Source organism: Bartonella sp. AP21QHHD (genome assembly GCF_042196205.1).
GTDB lineage: Bacteria > Pseudomonadota > Alphaproteobacteria > Rhizobiales > Rhizobiaceae > Bartonella.
In genome coordinates, this window is sequence record NZ_JBHIPT010000023.1 from 128,649 (window position 1) to 139,771 (window position 11,123).

11 protein-coding genes are annotated in these 11,123 nt (G+C 38.1%); all 11 read left to right on the forward strand.

All coding sequences use genetic code 11. The features are described from left to right. Positions 1 to 31 precede the first annotated feature (31 nt). The 11 genes from eno (at position 32) to ACFIMC_RS02365 (ending at position 10,993) form a co-directional block, all read left to right on the forward strand. On the forward strand, positions 32 to 1,303 hold the full coding sequence (gene eno / locus ACFIMC_RS02315; RefSeq protein ID WP_375612904.1) for a phosphopyruvate hydratase: 1,272 nt from the start codon (positions 32 to 34) through the stop codon (positions 1,301 to 1,303). A gap of 111 nt (positions 1,304 to 1,414) precedes the next feature. Beyond that, entirely contained in the window at positions 1,415 to 1,822 is a 408-nt protein-coding gene (locus ACFIMC_RS02320) for a TM2 domain-containing protein (RefSeq protein ID WP_375672003.1), read from the forward strand. Between the two features lie 368 nt (positions 1,823 to 2,190). Continuing rightward, entirely contained in the window at positions 2,191 to 2,601 is a 411-nt protein-coding gene (locus tag ACFIMC_RS02325) for a TM2 domain-containing protein (RefSeq protein ID WP_375620764.1), read from the forward strand. A gap of 373 nt (positions 2,602 to 2,974) precedes the next feature. Beyond that, the gene (locus tag ACFIMC_RS02330) at positions 2,975 to 3,406 is read left to right on the forward strand and encodes a hypothetical protein (RefSeq protein ID WP_375622161.1); all 432 of its coding nucleotides are present in this window, start codon (positions 2,975 to 2,977) and stop codon (positions 3,404 to 3,406) included. Between the two features lie 180 nt (positions 3,407 to 3,586). Next, a complete protein-coding gene (locus ACFIMC_RS02335; protein ID WP_012754998.1) occupies positions 3,587 to 3,898 on the forward strand; it encodes a septum formation initiator family protein in 312 nt (103 codons plus the stop codon). 135 nt (positions 3,899 to 4,033) lie between these two features. Continuing rightward, a complete protein-coding gene (gene pdhA / locus ACFIMC_RS02340; protein ID WP_375628974.1) occupies positions 4,034 to 5,074 on the forward strand; it encodes a pyruvate dehydrogenase (acetyl-transferring) E1 component subunit alpha in 1,041 nt (346 codons plus the stop codon). A gap of 16 nt (positions 5,075 to 5,090) precedes the next feature. Next, a complete protein-coding gene (locus ACFIMC_RS02345; protein WP_375612900.1) occupies positions 5,091 to 6,458 on the forward strand; it encodes a pyruvate dehydrogenase complex E1 component subunit beta in 1,368 nt (455 codons plus the stop codon). 14 nt (positions 6,459 to 6,472) lie between these two features. Further along, the gene (locus ACFIMC_RS02350; protein ID WP_375672002.1) at positions 6,473 to 7,816 is read left to right on the forward strand and encodes a pyruvate dehydrogenase complex dihydrolipoamide acetyltransferase; all 1,344 of its coding nucleotides are present in this window, start codon (positions 6,473 to 6,475) and stop codon (positions 7,814 to 7,816) included. A 222-nt stretch (positions 7,817 to 8,038) separates the two neighbouring features. After that, positions 8,039 to 9,499 carry a dihydrolipoyl dehydrogenase gene (gene lpdA / locus ACFIMC_RS02355; RefSeq protein ID WP_375672001.1) on the forward strand — a complete coding sequence of 487 codons (1,461 nt, stop codon included), beginning with the start codon at positions 8,039 to 8,041 and terminating at the stop codon, positions 9,497 to 9,499. A 67-nt stretch (positions 9,500 to 9,566) separates the two neighbouring features. Continuing rightward, positions 9,567 to 10,529 (forward strand): lipoyl synthase, encoded by a 963-nt coding sequence (gene lipA / locus ACFIMC_RS02360; RefSeq protein ID WP_375612897.1) that lies wholly within the window; start codon positions 9,567 to 9,569, stop codon positions 10,527 to 10,529. Between the two features lie 2 nt (positions 10,530 to 10,531). Continuing rightward, complete coding sequence (locus tag ACFIMC_RS02365; protein WP_273791149.1) at positions 10,532 to 10,993, forward strand: type II toxin-antitoxin system RatA family toxin; 462 nt, start codon at positions 10,532 to 10,534, stop codon at positions 10,991 to 10,993. Positions 10,994 to 11,123: the final 130 nt, after the last annotated feature.

Sequence of the window (11,123 nt, forward strand, 5' to 3'; positions counted from 1 at the left end):
ATCGAGACTTTTATTGGATAAGGAAACACATATGACTATAATTGTCGATATCATTGGGCGTGAAGTTCTTGATAGCCGTGGTAATCCAACGGTAGAAGTTGATGTTCATTTGGAGAATGGAGCTTTTGGTCGCGCTCTGGTTCCTTCGGGAGCTTCAACAGGAGCACATGAGGCTATAGAGCTTCGTGATGGTGGTTTGCGCTATCAAGGGAAAGGTGTTGAAAAAGCGGTTGCTGCAGTTAATGGCGAAATTCTTGAAGAACTTGGTGGGCGGGATGCAACAAATCAAATTGCTATTGATCAAGCAATGATTGCTTTGGATGGAACGCCAAACAAAGCCCGTCTTGGTGCCAATGCACTTCTTGGTGTTTCATTAGCTGTTGCAAAAGCAGCTGCGGATTCATTAAATTTACCTTTGTATCGTTATATTGGTGGTACACAAGCGCATATTCTTCCAACCCCCATGATGAATATTATTAATGGTGGCGTTCATGCTGATAATTTGATTGATTTTCAAGAGTTTATGATTATCCCTATAGGAGCTCCTACTGTAAGAGAAGCTATCCGTTATGGCGCTGAGATTTTCCATGCATTGAAAAAGCGTTTAAAAGATGCAGGTTATAATACCAATGTTGGTGATGAAGGTGGTTTTGCACCTCAATTTAAAAGTGCTGATCAAGCAATTGATTTTATTATGGAATCTATCATGATATGTGGTTATAAACCAGGTGAACAAATTGCCATTGGTTTAGACTGTGCTTCAACCGAATTTTATAAAAATGGTTCGTATTTTTATAAAGGTGAGGGGAAATGCCGAGACACCCAAGAGCAGGTAGATTATTTAGCGCATCTTGTGAAAAATTATCCTATTATTACAATTGAAGATGGAATGGCAGAGGATGATTGGGAAGGTTGGAAGCTACTTACTGACACAATTGGAGAAAAATGTCAGCTTGTTGGCGATGATTTGTTTGTAACGAATTCAGCACGTTTGCGTGATGGTATCAAAATGGGGGTAGGCAATTCTATTCTCATAAAAGTTAATCAAATTGGTACATTGAGTGAAACACTTGATGCTGTAGAAGTAGCGCATAAAGCAGGTTATCGTGCCATTATATCTCATCGTTCAGGCGAAACAGAGGATTCTTTCATTGCAGATCTTGCGGTTGCAACGAATTGTGGACAAATTAAAACAGGTTCTCTTGCTCGTTCGGATAGATTAGCAAAATACAATCAACTTATTCGTATTGAAGAAATGCTAGGAGCCCAAGCGCATTATGCTGGTGATTTATATCGTGTATAGTTGTGAGCAAAAAATATGAAAGTATAAGATCATTTAGATTATGAAATTGAGATTTCTTATCAAAGGCATATACGCAATAATTTTTAAGTGTTTAAATTTATAGGGATTAAGATGAGAGGTATAATTATTAGTCAAGATCAAGGAAATTATCTCGTTTCGGGTGATGATGGTAAACGTTATCAGTTTGCGACTTGGGATTGGTTGGGAAAGAATCCACCAAGGATTGGTAATGCTGTTGATTTTGTCTGTGAAGGAGGTGTTGTCAGTTCTGTTTTCCCATTGTTGAGACCAGGTACAGAGAACACAAAGATAATGTTCGCACTGCTTTGTTGGGTTGCAGGTATCTTTGGTGTCCATCGCTTTATGGTTGGTAAAGTTAGGACTGGTGCTTTAATGCTGGTTCTATCTTTATCATTGTTTGGATTGATAATTACCGGAATTTGGGCAGTTGTTGATTTTATAGTCATTCTTGGAGGAAGATTTACGGATAAAGATGGGAATCAGATTACAGATTTGTGAAAAATTTACAATAAAAAGAAAATAATAAAGTTTACTTTTTATTTCGATCAATATATTAAGTTGCAATAATGCAAGATTATTGTACTCTATTTCTTTAATGTGAGATATTAAGAGAAATATGCACAGTTGAATAAAAGTATTGAAAAAGACTGTGCTATTTTATGTGGGTAAATCAACTAAGGTTGTTTTGTATTGCTGCTTATAGCAGCAGAAAGCGTTAGATCATTGGGGGGCAAAACTATTTTAATTTCATGTTTATCACGGCTGCTACAAATTTTATTTACGCCGTGAGGTTAATCAGCATATTATAAAAAGAAATAGTTTCTTTATGAATAACACATAAGGAGCAGCTTTATAGGTGGGCAAGGATGAAGGGTAAAATTATTGGTCAAGATCAAGGAGTTTATCTCGTTTCGGGAGGTGATGATAAGCGTTATCAATTTGAGGATTGGAATTGGTTAGGAAAAAAACCGCCGAGTATAGGGGATATTGTTGATTTTGTATATGAAGATAATGTTGTTAAATCTGTTCTCCCTCTCTTAAGTCAAAAAGAATCAGAGCAATCAAGATTAGGTCTGGCAGTTATTTGTTTTTTTTTGGGATGGTTGGGTATTCACCGCTTTATGGCTGGTAAAATTGGAACGGGTATCGTAATGCTTCTCATAAATGTAACAGGTATAGGAATTCTTATCAATATACTGTGGTCATTTATTGATTTTATAGTTATTTTATCTGGATATTTTAGAGATGCAGATGGCAATAAAATTACCAAGTTATAGCAACTCGACAAAATTTTAATATAAACAAATAATTTTATTTATATTTATCAATATATTAATTTAATAATGTAAGTTATTTTATTCTATGTCTTTAATGTTAAATATTAAATAAAATTATGAATATTTAAATAAAAATATTGAAAAAGAATGTACTATTTCATATAAAAAGCAAAAGTACAAATCGAACAGCGTGCTTTGTATTGCCACTTATAAATGCGGGAATTTTAAGTTGTTGGGGGATTTTAAGCTTTTTAAAATGTCGTATATCACGGTGAGTACAGATCGTATTCATGCCGTGAGGTTTATCCAACATATTATCTATCATATTAGAAGAAAAGCTTCTTTATGCATAACAATTTTATAGGTGGTGAAGATGAAAGGTAAAATTATTAGTCAGGATCAAGGAAATTATTTCGTTTCAGGTGGTGATGGTAAGCGTTATCAGTTCTTGAGTAGGAATTGGTCAGGAAAAAAGCCACCAAAGGTTGGTGATATGGTTGATTTTGTCTGTGAAGGGGATACCATTAAGTCTGTTTTTCCTATCTTGTCAGCAGGGCAGCCACAACAATCAAAAATGTTGTTAGCGATCGTTTGCATGTGTTTTGGTGCATTGGGGATTCATCGTTTTATGGTTGGTAAAATTATAACAGGCATTGTAATGCTTCTTATAACTATACTAAGTACAATAGGTCTACTATTTATGGGGATAGGGCTTATAGGGATTATTTTTATAATTATACCTTGGGTATTGATTGATTTTATCCTTATTTTAACAGGAAATTTGGGGAAAAAATCTACAAATTAGAGGATATCCAATATTTGTAATAGAAAAAGTGGGGCATTCAACTTACTTTGATTGTCTTAAGGGGGGGAATTGAACATAATAAGATTATTTAGTGTAGATTTGGTAATGAGGTATTAATCAAAATCGTGCATAGTTGGGCTGATTATTAAGAAATTTGTGCTGTAAAGACTGTGCTATTTTATGTGGACAAAGCAGAAACGTCGATCAATCAAAGTACGCTTTGTACTACCTCTTATGACGGTGGGAGTCTTAAGCTATTTCAGTTATCACATTTATCATGGTGAGTATGGATTGTATTCACGCAGTGAAGTTAATCAGCATATTAGCGAATTAGAAAAGGAGCTTCATAAAATAGAAGCTGAGCGGATATTCATGGAAAAGCGTATTTCTCTTTTACGCAATGGGCATATAGAAAAAGATATGTTGGATGAGTATGTCCGAAAGAATTTGAACTTTTCTAAGCCAAATGAATTGACAATCTTAATACCTTGAAATGATACCAAAGGTAAATGAAAAATCGCTTAATTTAAACAACAATCAGCAATGATATTGTTTAAGCCGATTGATAAGGCTTGTAACTTTTGTTCGTAAAGGTTATTCCTAAATAATCATAAAAGGGAGTTTAATATGGCAGAACGACTTAAAAAAAATTCTGCGTCGGCGGCGCGCACTGCATTATCAAGCACCACAAAGAAAGCACCAATAGCAGATTTTACAAAAGAAGAAGAAATTGATGCCTATCGTGAAATGCTTTTAATTCGCCGTTTTGAAGAAAAAGCAGGACAACTTTATGGTATGGGGCTTATTGGGGGATTTTGTCACCTTTATATTGGTCAGGAAGCCGTTGTTATAGGAACATTGAAAGCGGCAAAAGAAGGTGATCAGGTTATTACGTCTTACCGTGATCATGGTCATATGTTAGCCGTTGGGATGAGTCCGCGTGGTGTTATGGCAGAATTAACGGGACGTCAAGGTGGCTTTTCCAAAGGGAAAGGTGGCTCGATGCATATGTTCTCTAAAGAAAAGAACTTTTATGGGGGACATGGTATTGTTGGTGCGCAGGTTCCCATTGGTTCAGGTTTGGCATTTTCGAATCAGTACCTTGGTAAAGATAATGTGACATTGGTTTATTTTGGTGATGGTGCTGCAAATCAGGGGCAGGTTTACGAGAGTTTTAATATGGCTTCACTTTGGAAGCTTCCCGTTGTTTATATTATTGAAAACAATCAGTATGCTATGGGAACGTCAGTTTCACGTGCATCTGCAGAAACTGATTTTTCCCGACGTGGTCTTTCTTTTGAAATTCCAGGTATTGTTGTTGACGGTATGGATGTTCGATCAGTAAAAGGAGCTGCTGATAAAGCAATTTCTTGGGCACGCTCAGGTAAAGGACCGATCATTCTTGATATGCAGACCTATCGCTATCGTGGTCATTCCATGTCTGATCCAGCAAAATATCGTTCAAAGGAAGAAGTCCAAAAAATAAAAGAGGAGCACGATCCGATTGATCAAGTAAAAAGTCGGATTCTTAAAAAAAATTGGGCGAGCGAAGACGATTTAAAATCTATTGAGAAAGAGGTCCGTGCAATTGTTGCTGATGCGGTAGATTTTGCACAAAGTGATCAAGAGCCAGATGCTTCTGAGCTCTATACTGATATTTTAGTTTGATGCGAGGGAAGCAAGTATGTCTATTGATATTTTGATGCCGGCGCTTTCACCAACTATGGAAGAAGGTAAACTGTCTAAATGGCTCAAGAAAGAAGGTGATAAGGTTAGCTCTGGCGATGTTATTGCTGAAATTGAAACGGATAAGGCTACAATGGAAGTAGAGGCCGTTGATGAAGGTACTCTTGGTAAAATTTTTGTGCCTGAAGGTTCAGAAGGCGTAAGGGTTAACACTGTTATTGCAATTTTGTTAGAAGAAGGTGAGCGTGCTGAGGATATTTCGCAACCTACTGATACAGCACAAAAACCTAAGGAATCTGCTCTTTCTCTGCCTTTGTCAGTTCCGCAGGCTGCTCCTACTTTTGATACATCTCTTAATTTTGATATTCCAGCGGGAACACAAATGGTTACAATGACAGTTCGTGAAGCACTTAATCAGGCTTTGGCTGAGGAAATGCGGCGTGATGAAAAAGTTTTTCTCATGGGGGAAGAGGTCGCGCAATATCAAGGTGCCTATAAGGTTAGTCAAGGTTTGTTGGAAGAATTCGGAGAACGCCGAGTTATTGATACCCCCATTACAGAGCACGGTTTTGCTGGGCTGGCTGTTGGGGCTGCTTTTGGTGGGTTACGTCCTATTGTCGAGTTTATGACATTTAATTTTGCGATGCAGGCGATGGATCAAATTATTAACTCAGCAGCCAAAACACGTTATATGTCTGGTGGACAAATGACCGCTCCTATGGTTTTCCGAGGTCCCAATGGCGCGGCTGCCCGTGTTGGTGCTCAACATTCTCAATGTTATGCTGCATGGTATAGTCATGTACCAGGTCTGAAAGTTGTCATGCCTTATAGTGCTGCAGATGCGAAAGGTTTGCTGAAATCTGCTATTCGTGATGATAATCCTGTTATTTTCCTTGAAAATGAGATTTTGTATGGGCATCAATTTGATGTTCCTCAACTGGATGATTTTCTTTTGCCTATTGGTAAGGCACGTATTCATAAGTCTGGACAAGATGTGACGATTGTTGCATGTGGAATTGGGATGCATTATGCTGTTCAAGCGTTACCAGAAATTGAAAAACTTGGTATTGATGTTGAATTGATTGATTTACGAACCATTCGCCCGATGGATCTTCCAACAATTCTTTCGTCAGTTAAAAAAACAGGTCGTTTGGTAACAATTGAAGAGGGATTTCCTCAGTCATCTGTGGGAACTGAAATAGCAACGCGTGTTATGCAGCGGGCTTTTGACTATCTTGATGCGCCAATTGCTACGATTTCTGGCAAAGATGTTCCGATGCCTTATGCCGCTAATCTTGAGAAGTTGGCTTTGCCTAATACTGCTGAAATTATTGAGGCCGTTAAGGCTGTGACATACAGAGCATAACGGAGGAAAGCATAATGCCCATTAAAATTACAATGCCAGCGCTTTCCCCTACGATGGAAGAGGGAAATTTAACAAAATGGAATATTAAGGAGGGAGATAAGGTTTCCTCTGGTGATGTTATTGCTGAAATTGAGACGGATAAAGCGACAATGGAAGTCGAAGCCGTTGATGAAGGTAGGGTTGCTAAAATTGTTGTTCCTGCTGGAACACAAGGCGTTAAAGTAAATGCTTTAATTGTTGTTTTAGCAGAAGAAGGTGAAGATTTAGCTGAAGCTGCAAAAGTTGCAGAAGAAATCTCTTCTTCTACAAGACAAAAACCAGAGGGCATCAAACAGACAGATTCTCTGAAACAGACGGACTCAAAGGGAATAAAAATGTCTCATGAATCATCAACTGGGCAATTAATACAGCAAGATAAAAAGGAAGCTCGTCTTTTTGCCTCTCCCTTAGCGCGGCGATTAGCATCTCAGGCAGGTCTTGATTTATCCCTTATTTCTGGAAGTGGTCCGCATGGGCGCATTATTAAGCGCGATGTAGAAAAAGCTGTGAGCAGCGATATGTCTAAAGTGTCTTATTCATCATCGATAGGGGAGCTAATAGCTACAGGTGCTTCGGACAAACAGATATTGAAACTCTTCAAAGAGGATGAATATAGCTTCGCTCCCCATAATAATATGCGTAAAACAATCGCGACACGTTTGGTGGAATCAAAACAGAGAGTCCCACATTTCTATGTAACGGTAGATTGTGAACTTGATGCGCTATTAGCACTGCGTACACAACTGAATGCTGCTGCACCAATGGTTAAAAGGCAGGAAGAAACTCAGCCTACTTATAAGCTTTCTGTTAATGACATGGTGATCAAAGCTGTCGCACTTTCTTTGAAAGCGGTTCCTGATGCGAATGTCTCTTGGCTTGAAGGTGGGATGATTCATCATAAACATTGTGATGTTGGGGTTGCTGTTTCTATTCCCAATGGATTAATTACACCGATTATTCGCCATGCAGAGGAAAAGCCGTTATCACTTATTTCCAAAGAGATGAAGGATTTTGCAAAGCGTGCGCGCGAGGGCAAGTTAAAAATGGAAGAATATCAGGGTGGAACAACAGCTGTATCAAATATGGGGATGTATGGTATAAAAAGTTTTTCTGCTATTCTTAATCCACCGCATGCGACGATTTTTGCGATTGGAGCAGGGGAGCAACGCGCCGTTGTTAAAAATGGTGCATTAGTTGTTGCGACAGTTATGTCAGTTACGCTTTCTGCGGATCATCGTGCTGTCGATGGTGCTTTAGCAGCAGAGCTCGCGCGGACTTTTAAGAAGATGATTGAAAATCCATTAGCAATGTTGGTTTGAACTGTTTAACAGTTCTTCACATAAATTGTGAGAAAGCGTGTTAAGAGAATAGAAACAAATTTAAAGAGTTTAAAGAGCAATGTTATTGCTATTTCTGGTTTGGATAAAGCATTTACGTGAAGCTTAAAGCAAAGACATAAGATAATTCTCTCATATTGTTTTACAGTCTTAAGTTCAAAAAATGCATATCCATTTTATATATATATCCATGGAGGAATTACTGTGGCAAATCTTTATGATGTAATTGTGATTGGATCAGGTCCAGGCGGATATGTAACCGCAATTCGTGCAGCACAATGTGGCTTTAAGACTGCGATTGTTGAACGTGAACATTTGGGAGGGATCTGTTTAAATTGGGGATGTATTCCAACAAAGGCCCTTCTACGTTCAGCGGAAATGAAACATTTTGCTGAACATGCGACAAATTATGGATTAAAAATTAATGGTTCAATTGAGGCAAACATCAAAGATGTTGTGGCACGTTCACGGGGTGTTTCAGCACGTTTAAATGCTGGTGTTGGTTTTTTAATGAAAAAAAACAAAATTGATATTATCTGGGGTGAAGCAAAGCTTACTAAAGAAGCAAAGGGAAGCCTTCCTGCGGAAATTATGGTTTTTTCATCCTCCAAACCGATTATGCAACCGCAAAATCCAGTCCCTAAAGGGACGTTAGGGGAGGGAACTTATCAAGCAAAGCATATCATTATTGCAACGGGCGCACGTCCTCGTGTCCTTCCTGGTATTGAGCCAGATGGAAAACTCATTTGGACTTATTTTGAAGCTATGATACCGCCAGCAATGCCAAAATCGCTTTTGGTTATAGGGTCTGGGGCTATTGGCATTGAATTTGCTTCTTTTTATCATGATATGGGGGCGACAGTAACTGTTGTTGAAATGATGCCCCATATCATGCCTGCTGAAGATATTGAAATTTCAACGTTTGCTCGTAAACAGTTAGAGAAAAAAGGTTTACGCATTCTTCGTCAAACAAAAGTAACAAAGGTTGAAAAATCTTCCGATTCTGTAAGTGTACATATTGATGTTCAAGGTAAAATAGAGTCAATGACTGTTGACCGGTTGATTTCCGCTGTTGGGGTGCAAGGTAATATTGAGAATCTTGGTTTAGAAGCTTTGGGAATAAAAACCGATCGCGGCTGCATTGTAACTGATGAATGGAGTTGGACGGGGGTGGAAGGTATTTATGCTATTGGTGATGTAGCAGGCCCTCCTATGTTGGCCCATAAAGCAGAAGAAGAAGGTGTGATATGTATTGAGCATCTTGCAGGTTTGAAAAGCGCTCATCCACTTGATAAAAGAAAAATTCCAGGGTGTACATATTGTACACCACAGGTTGCCTCTGTAGGGCTTTCAGAAGCGGCAGCAAAAGAAGCAGGTTATGATATACGTATTGGTCGTTATTCTTTTGCTGCGAATGGTAAGGCGATTGCTTTGGGTGAAGATCAGGGGTTAGTAAAAACGATTTTTGATAAAAAAACAGGACAGCTTCTCGGGGCCCATATGGTAGGGGCTGAGGTAACAGAATTGATACAGGGTTTTGTTATTGCTATGAATCTTGAAACAACAGAAGAAGAATTAATGCATACTGTCTTTCCACATCCGACCTTATCGGAAATGATGAAAGAAAGTGTATTAGATGCTTATGGTCAAGTTTTAAACGCTTGATGACTGGATTGTATGAAAAATTTTATATTTTTGATTGTTACTTCGTATTTATAAGGCAAAGGCTTAAATGGTTACGGTTGTTGATAGAGTTGCAAATAGACGATTGCGTCATCCTGAAAAGGCACATCGTCCTGATACAAGCGTTCAAAAAAAGCCAGATTGGATTCGTGTAAAAGCGCCAACATCACCAATTTATAAGGAAACACATAGTATTGTACGTACGCATAAGTTAGTGACTGTATGTGAAGAAGCTGGTTGTCCTAATATTGGCGAATGTTGGAGCCAGAGGCATGCTAGCTTTATGATTTTAGGTGAAATATGTACGCGTGCTTGTGCTTTTTGTAACGTTGCAACAGGTATTCCACTTGCCGTTGATGATAATGAGCCAGAACGTGTCGCTGATGCTGTTGCACGGATGGAATTAAAACATGTTGTCATTACATCTGTTGATCGTGATGATCTTGCTGATGGTGGTGCTGAGCATTTTGCAAAAGTTATTTATGCGATTCGTCAAAAAACTCCTAAAACAACAATTGAAGTTCTTACACCTGATTTTCGTCATAAGGATGGCGCTTTAGAAGTTGTTGTTGCTGCTAAGCCTGATGTTTTTAATCATAACTTAGAAACAGTTCCTTCTAAATATTTGAAGGTCCGTCCAGGGGCACGTTATTTTCATTCAATTCGTTTATTACAACGTGTTAAAGAACTTGATCCAACAATTTTTACAAAATCGGGAATTATGGTTGGCCTTGGGGAGGAGCGAAATGAAGTTTTGCAATTGATGGATGATTTGCGCGCTGCTGATGTTGACTTTATGACAATTGGACAATATTTGCAGCCTACACGAAAACATCATCCAGTTGTTCGTTTTGTGCCTCCTGAAGAATTTGAGTCTTTTGCCAAGATTGGTAAAGTAAAAGGATTTTTACATATGGCCTCCAATCCTCTAACGCGTTCATCTCATCATGCTGGAGATGATTTTGCCATTTTGCAAAAAGCGCGTGATGAAAAATTTTCCTTACAGAGATAATTATGCCGATTTTTACAATACATCGGCAGATCACCCATAGTGCCAGTGAAATGTTTGATCTGGTTTCAGATATTGAGCGTTATCCTGAATTTTTACCAATGTGTGAGTCTTTAATAATACGTTCTCGAAAAGAATATGGAAAAAAAATATTGCTTCTTGCGGATATGACCGTTGGCTATAAGATTATTCGTGAAACTTTTACGACTCAAGTATTTCTTCAGCCGGAAAAAAGTCTTATAGAAGTTAAATATATTGATGGTCCATTCAAATATCTTGAAAATCGTTGGGCCTTTCATGATATTGAAAATACCAATGCATGTAATGTAGAGTTTTTTATTGATTATGAATTTAAAAGTAAAACGCTTGGATTAGTGATGGGCTCAATGTTTGATATTGCGTTTCGTAAATTTACCGAGGCTTTTGAGAAGCGTGCGCATCAGATTTATGGCTCTACGGTAACATAGTCTATTCTGTTATTTTTTAACAATACCTATTGCTTAAACAGCGTGAAGGTGAAAACCGGTTTCCATCTTTACTATTTGTTTTTAATTCAGCTTTCAAAAGCATATTGAGGGAATATCATTTTAAATGATG

Bases quoted from the DNA above. Each gene is read 5' to 3' on its own strand.
- ACFIMC_RS02365 (WP_273791149.1), top strand. From the start codon at position 10,532: ATGCCGATTTTTACAATACATCGGCAGATCACCCATAGTGCCAGTGAA.
- ACFIMC_RS02350 (WP_375672002.1), top strand. From the start codon at position 6,473: ATGCCCATTAAAATTACAATGCCAGCGCTTTCCCCTACGATGGAAGAG.
- ACFIMC_RS02325 (WP_375620764.1), top strand. From the start codon at position 2,191: ATGAAGGGTAAAATTATTGGTCAAGATCAAGGAGTTTATCTCGTTTCG.
- ACFIMC_RS02320 (WP_375672003.1), top strand. From the start codon at position 1,415: ATGAGAGGTATAATTATTAGTCAAGATCAAGGAAATTATCTCGTTTCG.
- eno (WP_375612904.1), top strand. From the start codon at position 32: ATGACTATAATTGTCGATATCATTGGGCGTGAAGTTCTTGATAGCCGT.
- pdhA (WP_375628974.1), top strand. From the start codon at position 4,034: ATGGCAGAACGACTTAAAAAAAATTCTGCGTCGGCGGCGCGCACTGCA.
- ACFIMC_RS02335 (WP_012754998.1), top strand. From the start codon at position 3,587: ATGTGGACAAAGCAGAAACGTCGATCAATCAAAGTACGCTTTGTACTA.
- lipA (WP_375612897.1), top strand. From the start codon at position 9,567: ATGGTTACGGTTGTTGATAGAGTTGCAAATAGACGATTGCGTCATCCT.
- ACFIMC_RS02345 (WP_375612900.1), top strand. From the start codon at position 5,091: ATGTCTATTGATATTTTGATGCCGGCGCTTTCACCAACTATGGAAGAA.
- ACFIMC_RS02330 (WP_375622161.1), top strand. From the start codon at position 2,975: ATGAAAGGTAAAATTATTAGTCAGGATCAAGGAAATTATTTCGTTTCA.